At 62.7% G+C, this 18,140-nt stretch carries 18 protein-coding genes; 7 read left to right on the top strand and 11 right to left on the bottom strand.

The window, feature by feature from the left end:
• Positions 1 to 135 precede the first annotated feature (135 nt).
• A complete protein-coding gene (locus ABEH27_RS05575) occupies positions 136 to 1,437 on the bottom strand; it encodes an Nramp family divalent metal transporter (protein ID WP_346612607.1) in 1,302 nt (433 codons plus the stop codon).
• Positions 1,438 to 1,648: 211 nt separating this feature from the next.
• Positions 1,649 to 3,139, bottom strand: coding sequence for a YifB family Mg chelatase-like AAA ATPase (locus ABEH27_RS05570; protein ID WP_346612606.1), 1,491 nt, complete (start codon positions 3,137 to 3,139; stop codon positions 1,649 to 1,651).
• Between the two features lie 250 nt (positions 3,140 to 3,389).
• Between ABEH27_RS05570 and ABEH27_RS05565 the strand changes: the two genes are divergently transcribed.
• Positions 3,390 to 5,417: a DUF4034 domain-containing protein gene (locus ABEH27_RS05565; protein WP_346612605.1), complete on the top strand. Its 2,028-nt coding sequence runs from the start codon at positions 3,390 to 3,392 to the stop codon at positions 5,415 to 5,417.
• A gap of 22 nt (positions 5,418 to 5,439) precedes the next feature.
• Here the strand turns inward: ABEH27_RS05565 and ABEH27_RS05560 are convergent, their stop codons facing one another.
• On the bottom strand, positions 5,440 to 5,703 hold the full coding sequence (locus ABEH27_RS05560; RefSeq protein ID WP_346612604.1) for an accessory factor UbiK family protein: 264 nt from the start codon (positions 5,701 to 5,703) through the stop codon (positions 5,440 to 5,442).
• Between the two features lie 364 nt (positions 5,704 to 6,067).
• Between ABEH27_RS05560 and glnK the strand changes: the two genes are divergently transcribed.
• From glnK to sutA, 3 genes are all read left to right on the top strand, one after another.
• Entirely contained in the window at positions 6,068 to 6,406 is a 339-nt protein-coding gene (gene glnK / locus ABEH27_RS05555) for a P-II family nitrogen regulator (protein ID WP_002555808.1), read from the top strand.
• 47 nt (positions 6,407 to 6,453) lie between these two features.
• The gene (locus ABEH27_RS05550) at positions 6,454 to 7,785 is read left to right on the top strand and encodes an ammonium transporter (protein ID WP_346612603.1); all 1,332 of its coding nucleotides are present in this window, start codon (positions 6,454 to 6,456) and stop codon (positions 7,783 to 7,785) included.
• A 429-nt stretch (positions 7,786 to 8,214) separates the two neighbouring features.
• On the top strand, positions 8,215 to 8,538 hold the full coding sequence (gene sutA / locus ABEH27_RS05545) for a transcriptional regulator SutA (protein ID WP_346612602.1): 324 nt from the start codon (positions 8,215 to 8,217) through the stop codon (positions 8,536 to 8,538).
• A 328-nt stretch (positions 8,539 to 8,866) separates the two neighbouring features.
• Here sutA and ABEH27_RS05540 read toward each other — a convergent pair whose 3' ends face one another.
• The 6 genes from ABEH27_RS05540 to ABEH27_RS05515 are packed head-to-tail and all read right to left on the bottom strand — an operon-like array spanning position 8,867 to position 13,477.
• Complete coding sequence (locus ABEH27_RS05540; RefSeq protein WP_346612601.1) at positions 8,867 to 9,562, bottom strand: HAD family hydrolase; 696 nt, start codon at positions 9,560 to 9,562, stop codon at positions 8,867 to 8,869.
• Positions 9,559 to 10,458 (bottom strand): tyrosine recombinase XerC, encoded by a 900-nt coding sequence (gene xerC, locus ABEH27_RS05535; RefSeq protein ID WP_346612600.1) that lies wholly within the window; start codon positions 10,456 to 10,458, stop codon positions 9,559 to 9,561. The genes ABEH27_RS05540 and xerC overlap by 4 nt, the downstream gene beginning before the upstream one ends.
• A complete protein-coding gene (locus tag ABEH27_RS05530; protein ID WP_346612599.1) occupies positions 10,458 to 11,168 on the bottom strand; it encodes a DUF484 family protein in 711 nt (236 codons plus the stop codon). The genes xerC and ABEH27_RS05530 overlap by 1 nt, the downstream gene beginning before the upstream one ends.
• A gap of 13 nt (positions 11,169 to 11,181) precedes the next feature.
• Entirely contained in the window at positions 11,182 to 12,012 is an 831-nt protein-coding gene (dapF, locus tag ABEH27_RS05525; RefSeq protein WP_346612598.1) for a diaminopimelate epimerase, read from the bottom strand.
• Positions 12,013 to 12,016: 4 nt separating this feature from the next.
• Complete coding sequence (gene lysA, locus ABEH27_RS05520; RefSeq protein ID WP_346612597.1) at positions 12,017 to 13,264, bottom strand: diaminopimelate decarboxylase; 1,248 nt, start codon at positions 13,262 to 13,264, stop codon at positions 12,017 to 12,019.
• 9 nt (positions 13,265 to 13,273) lie between these two features.
• Positions 13,274 to 13,477, bottom strand: a complete 204-nt coding sequence (locus ABEH27_RS05515; protein WP_346612596.1) for a lipoprotein — start codon at positions 13,475 to 13,477, stop codon at positions 13,274 to 13,276.
• 188 nt (positions 13,478 to 13,665) lie between these two features.
• On the opposite strand from ABEH27_RS05515, the gene cyaY reads away from it, so the two are divergent.
• From cyaY to rnk, 3 genes are all read left to right on the top strand, one after another.
• A complete protein-coding gene (cyaY, locus tag ABEH27_RS05510; RefSeq protein ID WP_346612595.1) occupies positions 13,666 to 13,998 on the top strand; it encodes an iron donor protein CyaY in 333 nt (110 codons plus the stop codon).
• Position 13,999: 1 nt separating this feature from the next.
• Positions 14,000 to 14,212, top strand: a complete 213-nt coding sequence (locus tag ABEH27_RS05505) for a DUF1289 domain-containing protein (protein ID WP_346612594.1) — start codon at positions 14,000 to 14,002, stop codon at positions 14,210 to 14,212.
• A gap of 133 nt (positions 14,213 to 14,345) precedes the next feature.
• The gene (gene rnk / locus ABEH27_RS05500) at positions 14,346 to 14,756 is read left to right on the top strand and encodes a nucleoside diphosphate kinase regulator (RefSeq protein ID WP_346612593.1); all 411 of its coding nucleotides are present in this window, start codon (positions 14,346 to 14,348) and stop codon (positions 14,754 to 14,756) included.
• A gap of 15 nt (positions 14,757 to 14,771) precedes the next feature.
• On the opposite strand, the gene ABEH27_RS05495 is transcribed toward rnk, so the two are convergent.
• Both ABEH27_RS05495 and ABEH27_RS05490 read right to left on the bottom strand, forming a co-directional pair.
• Positions 14,772 to 17,630 (bottom strand): class I adenylate cyclase, encoded by a 2,859-nt coding sequence (locus ABEH27_RS05495; protein ID WP_346612592.1) that lies wholly within the window; start codon positions 17,628 to 17,630, stop codon positions 14,772 to 14,774.
• Between the two features lie 197 nt (positions 17,631 to 17,827).
• Positions 17,828 to 18,073, bottom strand: a complete 246-nt coding sequence (locus tag ABEH27_RS05490) for a TIGR02647 family protein (protein WP_346612591.1) — start codon at positions 18,071 to 18,073, stop codon at positions 17,828 to 17,830.
• Positions 18,074 to 18,140 lie beyond the last annotated feature (67 nt).

Below are 18,140 nucleotides of genomic sequence, written 5' to 3'. Positions count from 1 at the left end.
CGTGCCAACAAGGCTGACAACTATGGCCTGTCAGGCCATGGCACGTTGCAACAAATGTAGGAGCGGCTTCAGCCGCGATGCGCCGCGCGGGCGGCGCTCGATCTCATAGGCGCTGCAACTACTGTGGCAAGCGCCTCAGCTAAACAGATCCACCCCCAACTGGAACGCCACCCACAACGCCAGCCCCGTCGCAAACGCCAGCGCAATGTTCTCGAACAGGTTGTTACGGTATTCCTTGCTCAGCAGTGACTTCTGGTTGGACATGATCAACAGGCCCAGCGAAATCACTGGCAAACCGATGATGTTCAACGCGCTGACGCCGATGGTCAGGGTCACGAAGTCGGGCATGCCGGGGATGGACCAGATCAGCGGTGTGACCAGAATGAACAGCATGAACCACTTGTGCATCGGGTCCTTGTGAAACGCTTTGCCGTAACGCTCACGCCGCTCTGGACGTACATGCTGGAAGGCGTCGGTGATGAGCATCGGGAAAGCTGTGGTCTTGCCGGAAATGCTGGCGAACAGCGTGGCGAACACACCAATGAAGAAGATGTACCAGCCGATTGGGCCGAAGAACATTTCCAGGGCCTTGCCCAGGTCGCCAAGGGTCTTCACTTCGATGCCGTTGGGCCGCAGGATTTCCGCGCCGACGATCCAGATCGCCAGGTTGATGACGATACCGACGAACACCGCGAACAGCAGGTCGTTGCGTTGGATGCGCTTGTGCTGCGGGCCAACCCAGCCTTTCTGGCGCATCACATAGGGGTGGACGAAGTTGGCTACCGAGCCTGCCACTGCGCCAATCACCGAAACGGCCACCAGCAGCGCACCGTGCACGCCTTCGTCCGCCGGGATGCTGAAGCCGATGGTGCCTTTGACGATGCCGGCCACATCCGGGCCTGACATCAACGCCAGGGCCAGGAAGGCCAAGGTCATGACGGCCAGCAGGACTTTCATCACGCCTTCGATCATTGCGTAGATATTGCGCCCGACCAGCATCCACACCGCCAGCACCACAGCCATCGAGCACAGCAGCGGGTAGTCGATGCGCAACAGCATCGCCAGCGCTTCGCCCGCGCCTTTGATCATGTAGGCATTCATCAGATGCCCCATCAGCAGCGCATACGCCAGCATGAACCAGGCGAACACCGGGTGCAGCTGCGCGTAGCCCTGGAGGATGGTCATGCCTTGGTTATTGCACAGCTGGAAGCGGGCGATGATGTTAACGATCAGGTACCTGAGCAGCAGCGATACGGCCAGCACCCACATCATGGCGTAACCGTAGTTGGCGCCCGCTACGGATGAGGTTATCAGATCACCTGCGCCAAGCCAGGAGAGCACGGCAATGATGCCTGGGCCCAGCAATTTGATCAGCCGCGTAACGCGGCTTTGAGAGGGCGCGGCAGCGCTGCCCTCAGCCGAATGAGTGCTCGACATGGGATGTCTCCGATTATTGTTCTTGTTGAAACGAGCGCAGTCGAACACAGTAGATAGGATGTCGTACAACTGCAATTTGTATGAAAGTATTTCTAAGTATTACAGATGCAACTGGAACCCTCGTGGTCATGGGGGCCGCGCCAAAGTGCTTTGAAATTGCCAGTATCAATGGCCTGAATAGGCCGATTGATAGATATGCCAGGGCAAGGTCCTAAAGGCTGCCAGGCCGATACTGCAAAGCCTCAGCCAGATGCGCACGCGCGATCGAACTGGCCCCCTCCAGGTCTGCCAGCGTGCGCGCTACCTTCAACAGCCTGTGGGCGGCGCGCAACGAGAGCGTCAGGCGCTCGCACGCGTTTTCCAGCCAAGCCTGGTCGGCCGCGTCCAACCGGCAATGCTGGCGTAAACCCTCAAGGGCGAGAAACGCATTGGCGCAGCCTTGCCTGCGTTGTTGCACATCGCGTGCTTCAGCCACCCGCACCGCCACAGTGGCGCTGGTTTCACCACTGGGCTGGTTATTGAGGGTGGTGGTTTCGCGCGCGACGGTCAGGTGCAGGTCGATGCGGTCCAGCAACGGGCCGGACAGCTTGTTGCGGTAGCGTTGGATCTGCTCGGTGCTGCAGCGGCAGCGGCCGGTGGGGTCGCCGAGGTAACCGCAAGGGCAGGGGTTCATGGCCGCCACCAACTGGAAACGCGCAGGAAAGCGCACTTTGTCCCGCGCCCGCGCAATCACGATCTCGCCAGACTCCAGCGGCTCGCGCAGCACCTCCAGCACACGGCGTTCAAACTCCGGCAACTCATCCAGAAAAAGTACGCCGTGGTGCGCCAGGGTGATTTCACCAGGCTGCGGCCGGCTGCTGCCGCCGACCAGTGCCGGGCCCGAGGCCGAGTGGTGCGGATGGCGGAAGGGCCGCTGCGGCCAGCTGTTCAAAGGCGCATTCCCACTCACCGATTGGATAGCGGCCACTTCCAGCGCTTCGTGTTCATCCAGCGGCGGCAACAGGCCGGGCAGGCGGCTGGCGAGCAGCGTCTTGCCCGTGCCTGGCGGCCCGGTAAAAAGCAGGTTGTGCGCCCCGGCTGCGGCCAACAGCAACGCGCGTTTGGCGGCAATCTGCCCCTGGACTTCGCTCAAGTCGGGGTAGGGTTGACTTTTCAGCATCAAACCATTGGCGGCAAATGGCGGTAGTGGTACCTGCCCATTCAGATGAGCCACCAGTTCCAGCAGATGCCCTGCTGCATACACCACCAGACCACCCGCAAGGCTCGCCTCCTCGGCGTTTTCCCGTGGCACCACCAGCGCCCTGCCTGCCGCCCGCGCCGCCAAGGCGGCAGGCAGCACGCCGCGCACTGGGCGCAGTTTGCCGGAAAGCGCCAGCTCGCCAAGGCACTCCATATCGACCAAGGCTGCCACCGGCACTTGGCCGTCGGCGGCCAGTATGCCCAGGGCAATGGCCAGGTCGTAGCGGCCACCGTCCTTTGGCAGGTCAGCCGGCGCCAGGTTCTGGGTGATGCGCCTTTGCGGGTAGATCAGGCCGGAGTTGACGATGGCGCTGCGCACTCGGTCCTTGCTTTCCTTCACCGTCGTCTCGGGCAGGCCTACCAAGGTGAGTTGTGGCAGGCCGTTGGCCAGGTGAGTTTCGACGCTGACCGCAGGGGCCTGGACGCCAACCTGTGCGCGGCTATGGACGAGGGCGAGGGACATGGACGCTCCGTTGTCGATGAGGAGGGCGCCGCTTCCTGCGGCTTCGACAAGGATAGTGAGTGTGCTGGCCGTGGGGGCGAGAAGAGTGCGTCCTTGTTTTTCAGGTCAGGGTTATCCCCCGTACTTTCATACAATATGACAATTAATGGATCCAATATCTTTGCGCCCATCTAAGCTATGGCTTAGTGTTCACGCGCCGCTCCATTGGATGGCAACGCGGCTCCCAAAAAATGGACTTAAGGTACTGCCCGTGCAAACGCTCACTCGCACCCGCCAGCAGATCCGTAAAAGGGTGCAGGCAAATGAGTTCGCTGAGCTCAACCGTTTCTTCGACGCCCTCCAGGCACATTGGCAGCAAGCACTGCCGGGGGAATGCCCGGCTTATCTTGAAGCCGTTCAGGGGCACATGCTGGTCGATTGGGATGTCGACGGCAGCAAGGCCCTGACACAGCGGCTCAAAGCCTGGGTCGATGCCTGCCCGAAAGCCTATCACCCGCAAGTGGCCATGGGGTTTCACTGCTTCAACCGCGCCTGCCATATCCGCGGTACGCACGCCGCCAACGAGGTTGCTGACGAACGCTGGCTGGCTGCGGAGCTGGCCTGTGAAATGGCTGTAGCCCACTTCTTGCGGGCCATGGAGCGCTGTGCGCAACCCGTAGCGGCGGCAATCGGCATGCTGCAGATCAGCGCGCATTTCCGGGAGCCGGGGTGGCTGGTCGAGTTGTTTGATGGCCAGGCGGCGCGGTTTCGGCCAAGTGCGCATGCCGATGTCGAAGTGCAGGAGGCTGCGGCCCCCCTGCTGGTCAAACAGGGCCTGGCGCCACTGGTAGACCTGCCGCAGGTGCTGCCACACTGCTTGAGCGCACGCCTGGCCGCTGAGCAAGGGTGTGCCGAGCGTTACTGGCTGCGTCATGCGCTTGCCTGGTTTCCCGATTGCTTCGAGGCGATCGAGGCGTATGCCTCCTACCTCACGCCACGCTGGGGCGGCAGCTATGAAGCAATAGATGCCCTGGCCAATGGCCCGTTGTGTTTGCGTTGGAATGAAATGCAGCGCAATGCGATCCGCTGGTTGGCGCTCGAAGACCAGTTCTGGTTGCCACAGCCCAATCAGCCGCGGCAGGTTGCGGTGTGGCAGCGAACGTTCGAGCAATGGCAGCACCGCGGGCTGAGGCCCAAAGAGCGCGCCACGTTGCTGGCCAGGCGAGCGGCTTTTCGCTGCATTTCGCTGCAGGATTTCCCGGGCGCGATGCGTGATTTCGACGCCTGCGTAGAACTCTACCCTGATCAAGGTTTCGTACCGACCATCGGTGAGCCGTTCCGAAGCTTTGTTTGCCTGGTGCTGTTCCATGGCGTGCAGGACGACAAGCAGGCGTTCCGTATAGCCATCGAACGGTTGTGCGAGGACCGCAGGCAAGCGGCGGCCTGCGCATTGCGTGCCGCAGGGCATCAGTTTGGGCTGTGGGGGTTCAGCCAATCGGCGAAGCTCGCGGCCAGCTGGTTGCACGCCGCGGTTAAACGCCAATGCGGGCGCGAGGGGCTGGGCTTTGACGTGCTTGAGGTGCCGCGCCTGCTTTGGGCTGCCAAGCAGTACGATGCTGCCTATTACCTATACAAGGCCTGTGCCGACGGGAAGCTGCCGGATGCCGCCGCTTCGCTTTACGCGTTGCACTGCGGTCGGCTGGGTGAAACCCCTGAGCAATTCGTGGACGCCGCAGCTGCAAAGCATTGGCTGCTGTGTGCCGCACAGTCGGGCAGCCAGATAGCCAAATATGACTTGGCCTGCCAACGCATGCGGGGGCGCGAAGACCTCAGCGAGCGCAGTGCAATGATGACCGTTCGGCGCCTGTTGCTCGATTGCCTGGGTAACGAAGAGCTTGATGCTCACGCCCGCCTGCAAGTGGCCATCCTGCAGCGCAAGTTCGGTGACCCACGGGAGCGGGCAGAAGCTGTGGCTTACCTGCTGGATCTGGTCGAGTTCCCCGACTGTGGAATAGCCGGGCGCGCCTGTGCGGAGCTGGGCCTGGCCTGGATGCATGGGCAGGGCACACGCAAGCAGAGCCGCTTTGCGGCCATCGAATGGGTTAACCGTGGCGTCGCATTGCAACCTGGGGATTCAGCGATCGAAGGCATCCAGGCCGAGATCCGTAATTCGCACAACCTGTTCAAGACACTGTTCACGGTGTGCGGTGCGGCGCTGTTCCGAGGCGACCTGCAAGCCAGTGAACTGCCACCGAAGGTAAGCAACCCGGCGCCTGACCGGCTGCGGGCCTCTGCCTGAGCGCAGAGCCGCAGCCGGATCTTTATTCCTTGGCCGCTGGCGCCATCCGGGCTTCCAGCTCGGCCACTTGTTTTTCAAGGGCCTCCAGGCGCGCGCGGGTGCGGGCCAGGACGACCATCTGGCTGTCGAATTCTTCGCGGCTGACCAGGTCCAGTTTGCTGAAGGCACCCTGCATCAACACCTTGAACTGGCTTTCCAGTTCGGCGCGGGGCTGGGCGGTGTCGCTGTTGAAGAGGCGCGAGGCTTGGTCGCTCAGGGCGTCGAGAAAGGCTTTGGGCGCGAGCATGTTCGGCTGTCCACGGGTACTGGGAAATGGCCCGCAGTGTAGCACGGCGCACTTTGGCGCCTGACTGCACATTTTTCGAGCAGCCGCGTGCATTTGCGCGCACCAAAGCTGTGCATCTTTACGATGCTGGCGACTGGCCAATGCCGGTTGTTTGACTCAACCCGCTGTTTTTCACGGCTTTAACGAAACTGGCAAGGTTTCTGCAAAGACCCATATGAGCCATGCACTGATGCAGTTCCTTGTGACCAGGCAGTGCGCACGCGGAGCCGGATGCCGACGACGCGTTACAAAGCCAACCGCTGCGCTTAGACTTGAGACGGGTTTGTTTTCCTGGGGCAAGTCCACCAAATCGGGAGAGAGTTTCATGAAGCTAGTCACAGCCATCATCAAGCCGTTCAAGCTGGACGACGTGCGCGAGTCACTGTCGGAAATCGGCGTGCAGGGCATCACCGTCACCGAAGTCAAAGGCTTCGGTCGGCAGAAGGGTCACACCGAGCTGTATCGCGGTGCGGAATACGTGGTCGACTTCCTGCCCAAGGTGAAGATCGACGTCGCCATCGACGACAAGGACCTCGATCGAGTGATCGAAGCCATCACCAAGGCTGCCAACACCGGCAAGATCGGTGACGGCAAGATCTTCGTGGTGAATCTGGAGCAGGCAATCCGCATCCGTACCGGCGAAACCGATACCGACGCGATCTAAGCGCCAAAAAAAGCCTCACCAAACCCAACGCCCCAGGAGAAAACAACATGACTCTGCGTAAGATCGCAGGGCTAGGAGCCCTATTGTCCCTCGTAATGCCCGGCCTCGCCCTGGCAGAGGAGGCTGCCCCAGTGCTGAACTCCGGCGACACCGCCTGGATGCTGACCGCAACGGCGCTGGTGCTGTTCATGACCATCCCGGGCCTGGCCCTGTTCTATGGCGGCATGGTGCGTTCCAAGAACGTGCTTTCGGTGATGATGCAGTGTTTCGCCATCACCGGCCTGATGAGTATTCTCTGGGTCGTTTACGGCTACAGCATGGCCTTCGATACCACCGGTATGGAAAAGGGCGTGCTCAATTTCAATTCCTTCGTCGGCGGCTTCTCCAAGGCTTTCCTCAGCGGTGTCACGCCTGAGGGGCTGACCTCGGCCACCGCGCTGTTCCCTGAAGCGGTCTTCATCACCTTCCAGATGACCTTCGCCATCATCACCCCGGCGCTGATCGTGGGTGCCTTCGCCGAGCGCATGAAGTTCTCTGCGATGCTGGTGTTCATGGGCATCTGGTTCACCCTGGTCTACGCACCAATCGCGCACATGGTCTGGAGCGGTGACGGCGCGCTGATGTGGGACTGGGGCGTGCTCGACTTCGCCGGCGGCACCGTGGTGCACATCAACGCGGGTATCGCTGGCCTGGTCTGCTGCCTGGTGCTGGGCAAGCGCAAAGGCTACCCGACCACGCCGATGGCCCCGCACAACCTGGGCTACACCCTGATGGGCGCGGCCATGCTGTGGATCGGCTGGTTCGGTTTCAACGCAGGTTCTGCAGCAGCCGCCAACGGCACTGCCGGCATGGCCATGCTGGTCACCCAGATCGCCACCGCCGCTGCCGCACTGGGCTGGATGTTCGCCGAATGGATCGGCCACGGTAAACCCAGCGCCCTGGGCATCGCTTCGGGTGTGGTCGCCGGCCTGGTTGCGATTACCCCGGCTGCCGGCACCGTAGGCCCGATGGGCGCCCTGGTGATCGGCCTGGCGTCTGGCGTGATCTGCTACTTCTGCGCCACCACCCTCAAGCGCAAGCTGGGTTATGACGACTCCCTGGATGCCTTCGGCGTACACGGCATCGGCGGCATCATCGGCGCCATCCTCACCGGCGTGTTCGCCGCACCGGCCCTGGGCGGCTTCGGCGCGGTCACCGATATCGGTGCACAGGTCTGGATCCAGGCCAAGGGCGTGATCTTCACCGTGGTCTACACCGCCATCGTCACCTACGTGATTCTCAAGGTGCTGGATGTGGTGATGGGCCTGCGGGTCAACGAAGAAGAAGAGTCGGTCGGCCTCGACCTGGCTCAACACAACGAACGCGGCTACAACCTGTAACTGCGACGCTGGAAAAATTTGCCCGGCTTGCCGGGCATTTTTTTGTCTGTTTTTTGCGATTTCCTGCAGAGCAAACGGTTTATCACTCACGTTCGCGACGTAGGCCAAAAACTTACAAGTCGCAGGGCGTTTATGGAGCTTTGCTTTTTCTACGGGCGCGCTAGAATGCGCGCCGAGGGGTGTTGGACGAGTTGTCCGCATGCTTCGTCAGCCTTTGCTAGGCTTGCCAATAGCGTGTGGCCAGCAGGGGCTCAAGGATTTGTAAGGTCCTGCCAGGAGCAGGGCCTGCTGGGTGCCGCCTCCCATCAGGAGCGCCGACCCAAGGGCAGTGGCCTAACCCACGGCCAGTTGAATTTTCACTGGTGACTGCCGGTCTACGGCTGCACTGGTCTATAACTAACCTGCTTTTCGCAAGTCATGAGGTAGAACATGAGCGACGACGATCTGGAAAATGATGACCTCGAAGTAGGCGACGAAGACGAGGCTGATGATGGCCTCGAAGCTGCGGCTGACGATGTCGCCGAAGATGCTGGCGACGACAGCCCGGCACCCGCTGCAAAGGGCAAATCCAAGGCGGCTGTCTCGGTAGACGAGATGCCGAGCATGGAAGCCAAGCAGAAGGAGCGTGATGCCCTGGCCAAGGCGATGGAAGAATTCCTTTCTCGCGGTGGCAAGGTGCAGGAAGTCGAGGCCAACGTGGTCGCCGACCCGCCCAAGAAGCCGGACAACAAATACGGCAGCCGCCCTATCTGAGTGGCTGAACCCAAAAAGGCCCGCCGTCGCTGCGGGCTTTTTTGTGGCTATAGGTTTTGTGCTGCCGGTGCTGGCCGCATCGCCGGCAGGCCGACTCCACAGCTAGAGCGCCGAGCCTGAGGGCAGTGATAATTCTGTGGGAGATTACCCAGCCCTTCGGGCTGCGCTGTCGCGCAGAGAACAAAGCCCGTGCGCCGCGGTGGATGGCACCGGCTTCGCCGGTGTTCGCGGCTGAAGCCGCTCCTACAGGATCCCCGCCAAATCAGTGAGTCAGCGTTTGTTCTGTGGGAGCCGGCTTGCCGGCGAATGGGCCGCAAAGCGGCCCCTGTCAGCGCCAGCGCGCAATCACTTCGGGCAGCTGTGACAGCCGCTGAATCTCTGCATCCGGCGCCTGTTCACCGGCCCAGGCCTTGCCCTGGGGGTTGAACCACACGGCGCGCAGCCCCGCACGCTGGGCCCCACCAATGTCATCGCCGGGATGGTCGCCGACATGCACCGCGGCGCTAGCTTCTACCTCGCCACGTTTCAACGCCTCCACGAACGGCGCGGGGTCCGGCTTGCCGATCCCCAAATCCTCCGCACACAGGGCAAATTTGAAGTAGTCCGCCAAGCCCAGGCGGCGCACGTCGGCATTGCCATTGGTTACAACGCCCAAGGTGTACTGGTGGCGCAGAATTTCCAGCACCGGCTGCACTTCGGGAAACACATCTACCTGGTGGCGGGCATGCAGGAACACTTCAAAACCTTCGTTGGCCAGCTCCTGAGCGTGTTTCTCGCTGTAGCCAACCTCTTCCAGCGCGTGGAACAGCACGCGGCGGCGCAAGGCGCTGATGCGGTGCTTGAGGCCCGGCTCGGCCTGCACCAGGCGTTCACGAATGGCGAACAGGTGGTCCACCGGCACGCCGCCGAGAATCGGTGCGTTGGCCTGCAGCCAGTCGCGCAGCACGACCTCCGCACTGGCAATCACTGGCGCGGTATCCCACAGGGTGTCGTCAAGGTCGAAGGTGATCAGCTTGATGCTCATGAGTCTGTGCCTTTGCTGCGTTTGGCCCGAGGGTGGGCGCTGTCGTACACCGTGGCCAGGTGCTGGAAGTCCAGGTGGGTGTAGATCTGCGTGGTGCTGATGTCGGCGTGGCCGAGCATTTCCTGCACTGCACGCAGGTCCTGGGACGATTCCAGCACATGGCTGGCGAATGAGTGGCGGAGCATGTGAGGGTGCAGGTGCTGGCCAAGCTCACGCTCGCCGGCCGCCTTGACCCGCAGCTGGATGGCCCGCGGCCCCAGGCGATTGCCTTGCCGGCTGATGAACACGGCGCCGTCGGGCGGGCTGCCGATACCGCGCAGCCGCAACCATTGCTGCAGGGCCTCGCGGGCTTTGCGGCCAACGGGCAGCACGCGGGCCTTGCCACCTTTGCCGAGCACCTGAACCAGCCCGGCGGCCAGGTCGAGGTGTTCCAGGTCAAGGTTGGTCAGTTCGGACAGGCGCAGGCCCGAGGAATAGAACAGTTCGAGAATGGCCTGGTCGCGACGGGCGATGAAATCGTCGTCCACGCCGCCATCCAGTAACTGCAGAGCGCGGTCGGTATCCAGCACTTTGGGCAGCCGGCGCTCGCCCTTGGGCGCGCTCAGCCCGCTGGCCGGGTCGTGCTGGCACAGGCCTTCGCGGTTGAGGTAGCGATAAAGGCCGCGAACTGCCGACAACAGCCGTGCCAGGCTGCGTGACGACTGGCCTTGATGATGCTGGCGGGCGATCAGCTGGCGCAGCTGCTGGATCTGCAGCGCACCCCAGCCTGAGATCCCCTGGGTATTGCAGTATTCGATGACTTTGTCGAGGTCGCGGCGGTAGGCCAGCAGGGTATGTTCGGACACCTGGCGCTCGTTGCGCAGGTGTGCGCAATAAGCCTCCAGCTGGCGTTCCATCAGCGCACCGGACGCAAGGTCTGGGTAACGCGCGGCACCACGCGGCCAAGCACTTCGGCGATGTAGCCGAGGAACAGGGTGCCGACGCTGCTCTTGTAGTGCTGCGGGTCGCGGCTGCCGATCGCCAGCACGCCGTGCAGCCCTTGGTATTCGAGTGCCGCGACGGCGCTGGAGCCCACCTCGAGGCGCTGCTCTTCACCGAACAGGAAGGCCAGTTCTTTCTCGCGCAGGTTGCCACTGACCGTCTTGCCGCCGCCAAGCAGCCCGCCGATGGCTTGCTGGGCCTCGGTGTTGCTTACCCAACGGCCGACCGGCGCGGCGTTGTCGCCGAACAGGATCAGGCTGACGAACGGTACCTGGAACTCCTGGCGCAGGCTGTCTTCGACCGCCATTACCACTTCTTCCAGGCTGCCGGCATCGAGCAGGTCGAGGATCAACCGGCGGGTCTTGTCGAACAGGCGGTCGTTGTCCCGGGCCACGTCCATCAGTTGCGACAGGCGATGGCGCATCTCGATGTTGCGGTCGCGCAGCAGCTTGAGCTGGCGCTCCACCAGCGACACGCTGTCACCACGCTGGTGGGGGATGTGTTGCTCGAGCAGCAGCTCGTCGTGCTCGGCGAAGAAGGCCGGGTGGGCGCGCAGGTAGGCGACCACCGCTTGGTCATCGAGCTCAGGGGTCTGCTGCGGTACAACCTTGGGCTGATCGGTCATGGCGGTTACTCGGTTAGAGGCGAACCTGGCCTTCGTAGACGCGTACGGCCGGGCCGGTCATCAATACGGACTGGCCGGGGCCCGCCCATTCGATGTGCAGGCGGCCACCGGGCAGGTCGAGGGACACCGGAGAGTCCATCCAGCCTTGGCTGATGGCTGCCACGGCAGCAGCGCAAGCGCCGGTGCCGCACGCCTGGGTCTCGCCGGCGCCACGTTCCCATACCCGCAGGTTGGCACGATGGCGGTCGATGACCTGAAGGAAGCCGGCATTCACCCGCTGCGGGAAGCGTGGGTGGTTTTCGATCTTCGGCCCCAGTTCATGAACGGGCGCAGTACGCACGTCATCGACGCGCAGCACCGCGTGCGGGTTACCCATGGACACGGCGGCAATCGAATGTAGCTCGCCGTCGACGTCCAGGGGGTAGTTGCGCGCCTGCTCGTCGGCGATAAAGGGAATTTCGGCCGGAGTGAAGCGCGGCGGCCCCATGTCGACACACACCTGGCCGTCGTTCTGTACGTCCAGCTCGATGATGCCGCTTTTGGTTTCCACGCGGATGCGCTTCTTCGCGGTCAGGCGTTTGTCCAGCACGAAACGGGCGAAACAGCGCGCACCGTTGCCGCACTGTTCGACTTCGGAGCCGTCGGCATTGAAGATCCGGTAGCGGAAGTCCACTTCCGGGTTGTTCGGCGCCTCGACGATCAGCAGCTGGTCGAAGCCGATGCCGGTGTGGCGGTCACCCCATTGCTTGGCGTGCTTGGGCTGGATGTGTGCGTGCTGGCTGACCAGGTCGAGGACCATGAAGTCGTTGCCCAACCCATGCATCTTGGTAAAGCGCAGAAGCATGGGGTCACTCCGGCAGCAGGCTTTCGCCAGCATACAGTTCGGCGATGGTCTCGCGACGGCGAACTTCGAAAGCCTGGTCGCCATCAACCAGGATTTCCGCGCAACGGCCACGGGTGTTGTAGTTCGAGCTCATGACGAAACCATAGGCGCCCGCCGACTGCACGGCCAGCAGGTCACCTTCGGCCAGGTTCAGCTGGCGGTCCTTGGCAAGGAAGTCGCCGGTCTCGCAGATTGGTCCGACCAGGTCGTAGGCTCGGCCTTCGCCTTCGCGTGGGGTGACTGCGCTGACACCCATCCAGGCCTGGTACAGGGCTGGGCGGATCAGGTCGTTCATGGCCGCATCGATGATGGCGAAGTCTTTGTGTTCGGTGTGCTTGAGGTACTCGACGCGGGTCAGCAGGGCACCGGCGTTGGCCACGATGTAGCGGCCCGGCTCGAATACCAGGGCGAGGTCGCGGTCGCCGACGCGCTCGCGGATGGCCTTGATGTAATCGGCCACCAGTGGCGGCTCTTCGTCGCGGTAGCGCACGCCAACACCGCCGCCCAGGTCCAGGTGGCGCAGGTGGATGCCGCAGTCGGCCAAGCGGTCGACCAGGTCCAGCAGGCGGTCGAGGGCATCGAGGAACGGCTCGACGGTGGTCAGCTGCGAGCCGATGTGGCAGTCGACACCGACCACTTCCAGGTTCGGCAGCTGCGCGGCGCGCACGTAGATGGCTTCGGCGTCGGCGATGGCGATGCCGAACTTGTTTTCCTTGAGGCCGGTGGAGATGTACGGGTGGGTGCCGGCGTCGACGTCTGGGTTCACCCGCAGCGAGACCGGGGCAACCTTGCCCATCTCGGCGGCCACCACTTGCAGGCGTTCGAGCTCGTCGGTGGATTCGACGTTGAAGCAGTGCACGCCGACTTCCAGGGCGCGGCGCATGTCTTCGCGGGTCTTGCCGACGCCGGAGAACACCACGCGATCAGCGCGGCCGCCTGCGGCCAGTACACGCTCCAGCTCACCGCCGGAAACGATGTCGAAGCCTGCACCCATGCGCGCCAGCACGTTCAGTACGCCGAGGTTGGAGTTGGCCTTGACCGCGAAGCACACCAGGTGTTCGACGCCCTGCAGGGCATCGGTATAGCTGCGGTACTGGGCTTCGATGTGGGCACGTGAGTAGACGTAGGTCGGGGTGCCGAAACGTTCGGCGATGGCCGTCAGGGCCACACCTTCCGCGAACAGTTCACCGTCGCGGTAATTGAAAGCGTTCATCTGATTTCCTTACTGCTCTGGCGACTGCTCGGGCTCGAGGGGCTGTTCTTCTTGCGGTTGAACAGGCTGAGCGTGCTGGTGCTGATGCGACTTATGGCTGCTCTTGCCGTCCTTGCCGTCTTCCGGCAGGTACAGGGGGCCCTTCTGACCGCAGGCCGAAACGAGGCAGGCAACCGCGACCAGCGCCGCGAGCGAGGAAATCAGGCGCTTCATGGGTGAAATCCTTTGAAATATGCAGTATTGCGCCCGAGTATACCGAGCGACCGGCGGATTGCCTATGCAAGAGCCGGTCCGCCGGGCGGGCTATTATTGAGTGCTGGCGGCTAACCTTTGCATTCGGCGCCAAGCGCCCGTATCTTGCCCGGCTTGCCTGTCACGCAGCCAATTTCGAGGTTCCTGCAATGAGTTTGAGCGAAGCGCGTTTCCATGATCTGGTCGACGCGACCCAACAGGCCCTGGAAGACCTGTTCGACGAGAGCGGCCTGGACCTGGACATGGAGAATTCCGCCGGGGTCCTCACCATCAAGTTCGACAACGGCAGCCAATTGATCTTCAGCCGCCAGGAGCCGCTGCGTCAGCTGTGGCTGGCCGACCGTTCCGGGGGCTTCCACTTCGACTACGACCCCGAGAGCGGCAAGTGGGTCTGCGAGAAGAGCGAAGAGCTGCTGGGGGAGATGCTCGAGCGCATTGTCTGGGAGCGGGCCGGCGAGAAGCTGGACTTCGACGAGATCTGACATGAGCACCCAGGCGCGGCCACCCAAGCCGCTTTACAGCAACGTCAGCCCGGCAGTGGCATCGCCGTGCATCAGTGTCTGCCGGCTCGACGAGCAGCGGGTATGCACCGGTTGCCACCGCCACGTCGAGCACATCCGCGAGTGGCGTTCGGCTGACGATGAGCGTCGCCGGCAGATCTGCCGCGAAGCCGAGGCCTTGCGCGCACGGGCTTGAGTATTTGCCCGGCTGTGGTAGTGTCGGGTTGTGCGTCGGTGACGCCAAAGCATTCACAAACCCCGCCCTTGGGCGGGGTTTTGCTTTATCTGCCCATAGCAAAGCGCCTGTTCAAATGGAGTCTGACTGGATCATGAGCACCAAACCTTCCCTCATCCTCACCCGATTGGACGTACAGCGTCTCGAGCGCCTGATCGACAGCCTCGACGAAAGTACCCCGGGTGTGCTCGCCCTGCAGGACGAGCTGGACCGCGCCGAACAGGTGGTCGGTCACGAGGACGTGCCGGCCGGCGTGGTGACCATGAACTCGCGCGTGCACTGCCGTGAAGAGGCCAGTGGCAAGGACTACCACCTGACCCTGGTGTACCCGAAGGATGCCGGCGGCGAAGGCAAGGTCTCGGTCCTGGCGCCGATCGGTTGCGCGCTGCTTGGCTTGTCGGTAGGCGAACAGATCGATTGGCCGGCGCCCGGCGGCAAAACCCTGAAACTGAAGCTGCTGGTGGTCGAATATCAGCCGGAAGCGGCAGGGGATTTCGACCTCTGATCCATTGGCGCCGTTTCAAGGCTCCAAGGTGGCCTGCAACTGCGCGAGGCCATCATTGAGCGCCTGCTCCAGCTCCCGCTTGTAGCGCAGGTAAAGGATGGTCGAACCTTGCTCGTCATCCAGCAACTCGGACAGGTCCAGGTCGGTGATGTAGCAACGATAGTGCCCGGCATTGCGGCGCTGGCCGAGGATCTGCCGAGCAACCACGGTGTACAGCTCGTCGCCGTGGTCCAGTTCCGAGAACTCCTGCTGGTCGCAATACAGCGTCACGTGCACGTCATCGCCTGTGCCGGCCTGGAGAATAGCTTGCACCTCGTAGTAGGACTGGTCGTTGACTTCGTCTGGCGTTGGCCGTTGCTCGATGCTGCGTGCCTTGCCCGGCCCCGAAGGCAGCAGTTGTGCGTAGCTGATTTCCAACGAAGCCTGCTGCAGGTTGTCCAGCGGTACCCGGGCGTCGTGGCGCATTACCACCGAGCGCAAGAAGCGCTGCAAGGGCAACAGCAGGTGATTCTCGTCGTGCAGTGGCAGGCGTTGTTGCCATAACGCATTGTATTCATCCAGCACATACAGGTCGGCCCAGCCCTCGAGCAGGCGGTAGAACACCTGAATGCAGCCGGGGCGGCCTTGTTCCAGCAGCAGCGGAAGGTCGTGGTCCTGCAGTGCGTTGGCATCCAGATAAAGTGGGCTGTAGGCGCTGCGCTCCTCGCTCAGGTAATCGAGCACGGCATCATGCTCGGTCAGGGTGGCGAGGCTGACCTGGCCGGGCAATAGTTCCAGTGCGTGGGTGTACTGCGCCACCTGCAGCAGGTAGCGGTGGTTGCGGCCCTGGTCGAGCAGTAATTGCACCGTGTCGAAAATTTCCTCGACCCGCTGGCTGATGGCTTGCGCGCGGTTGTGGCAGAAGCAACGCACCCGCACGCGCGGCCGGTGGCTGCGCTGGCCGAGGCTGTTGAGGAAGTCTCGCAGGCAGCGCAGCAGGGCGTGTTCACCGTCGTAGCGCTGCACCAGCACCTCGTTCCAACTGTTGAGGGTGACCTGATCGAGGGTCAGCACCAGGTTTTCGCGCACGCCTGCATAGCTCAGCGAGTCGGTGCGTTCGGTGGTCATCAGGATGTTCAGGTCGCGGTGGTGGCGCAGCGGGTCGACGCCAACGTTGACCAGCAGCAGGATCTCTTCGGCCACGCTGGGCTGCAGCAGGCGCACTTCGCTGACGGCCTCAAGCGGCAAGGGAATACTTTGCTGCAGGCTGCCAAGCAGGTTGAACAGCTCGAATTCGCTCAAGTCGCTGACGCCTGGGTGCAGCGCAAAGCGCGTAGTGCTGTCGATGACGCCGTTGCGGTGGGCCCAGGTCAGCAGTTCGAGCAGCTCCCGGCAACGCTTGATCGGGCTGAAATGCTCCCACTCGTGGACGCCCAGGTTGCCGTTGTACAGGCCCCAGTGGTGGCTGCCGGGTTCCTTGCGGTTGGGTGACTGAACCAGTGTCAGGGTGTCCTCGGCGAGGTCCGGTGCGATGCCTGGGTTGATCACCTCTATCTTGCCGGCGCGCCGCTCGAAGGCTGCGTACAGGCGCCGGCCCAGTACGTTGAGGTCGCGTTGGTCGGCGCGGCTGTTGGCGTTCTGGTTTTGCGCGAACTGGCTGAGAAAGCGGTAGCTGTGGTTGAGCTCGGCGACCAGCTCGCGGCGCTCGACCGCCACCTGGCGTACCTTCCACTGGCTACGGCTGTCGAGCAAGGCCAGCTGGCGCTCGTCCCAGCCCCACTCATCGGCCAGGCGCTGAAGCAGCTGGCGTTGCCAGCCGTTGTTGCGCGCGCGGTCCAGGCCGCTGAGCTTCTTGTTCACCTTCAGGTACAGGCTGCGCCTGACCAGCTCCAGTCGCGTGGTTTCGCCGCGCTGTTGCAGGTAGCGTTCGATACGCCGGTAGACCATCACATAAGGGTCAAGCGCGTCGAGGTCCAGGTGGTTGGCGAACACCGCCTGCTTGTAGTCCAGGCTGAGGCAGCGTACGGCCGGATGTTCGCTGGCATAGACCTCGGTCAGCAGCAGCTTGAGCAGCGACTTGTACGGCGAATCGATGCCTTTGAACAGCTGCCATAAGCCTGCACCCACGAACTCACAAGGGGGGATGTGGGCCATGTTGCCGAGGTCCAGGGCGTCAGTGCTGCGGATGAAGCGCTTGGAGAGCAGGGTTTCGGTGTAGCTGCGGTAGTTGCGCTCTTCATACACCGGCACCAGCCACCACAGCGGCGTACGCCCGGCCAGCCAGATGGCGGTGCGATAAAACTCGTCGAGCAGCAGATAATGCTGGGTGGTGCCGCAATCGTCAGAGCTCAGTTGGCTTTCGCGCAGGCCCTGGGCGAAGCTTTGCGGGTCGATCAGGAAGCAGTGTGCTTCGGCGCCCAGGCTGGCGGCCCAGGCTTCCAGCAGCTGGCACTTGCGCCGTAGTTCATCCAGCTGGTTTTCGTCCAGGCCAGGGGCATGGCAGACCCATAGGTCCATGTCGCTCTGTTCGGCCTGGGCCAGCGAGCCCAGGCTACCCATCAGGAACAGGCCATGAATGGGGCGATTGGGGTTGCCCAGGCGCGTTTTGTAGGTGAACGAACGGGCCAGCCGTTGGCCCTCGGCGACCAGCTCGGCATCAGGCTCGAAGCCGGAAATACCTGCCGGAGTGCTGCCGGAAACATAGCCGGGCAGCAGCGGGTGATTCACGTGAAACAGCAGCGGTAGCAGGGTCAGTACCTGCTGTTGACGGGTCGAAAGCCCGTCCATGGCACGCTGCAGCCGGCCTTTGTTGAGCAGCAGGAAGCGCGCACGCAATGTCGCCAGCACCTTGCGGTCGATGCCTTCGTCGAGGTCCGGGCGGATTTCGTGGTTCATTGCACACTCAGGGCAGGCAGGGGAAGCTGTGGCGAGTTTAGCCTGAGTGTGGCGGTCGGATAAGCGCCAAATGAATTTTTGACGTCAATTCTTTAGCGGATGTGTCGGCCTCTTCGCGGGCAAGCCCGCTCCCACTATTCGAGGGTTGTGCGATACCTGTGAGGGCGGGCTTGCCCCGCGCAGAGGCCGGTACAGGGTTATGCCGGTTGCGGTGCTTTGAGGATGGTCAGCAACAGTTGGACGCTTTCAGCCGCATCAGTCCCGAGGCTGGTGAGGTAGCCGCCATCGGGTTGGTCGGTGAGCTCTTTTTCATGAAGGCGCTTGGCTGCGGCGATCAGGGCAGGGGAAGCGTTACTGCCAACTTTGATGCCTTCCTGGTGACTGTCCAGGTTGAACAGGGCAAGCACTTCCAGTTCAGCGATCAGTTCGGGGGTGAAGGACATGGCGACTCCTGACTTCCAGACAAGGATGGCGGCACCGCCAGCGGTGCCTGACCCTGGAGTGTAGTCG

The sequence above is a fragment of the Pseudomonas sp. P39-UII1 genome, assembly GCF_039672635.1.
Classification (GTDB): Bacteria; Pseudomonadota; Gammaproteobacteria; order Pseudomonadales; family Pseudomonadaceae; genus Aquipseudomonas.
Note: the sequence above shows the minus strand (reverse complement) of the source record. Positions and strands in the feature narration are given on the sequence as shown.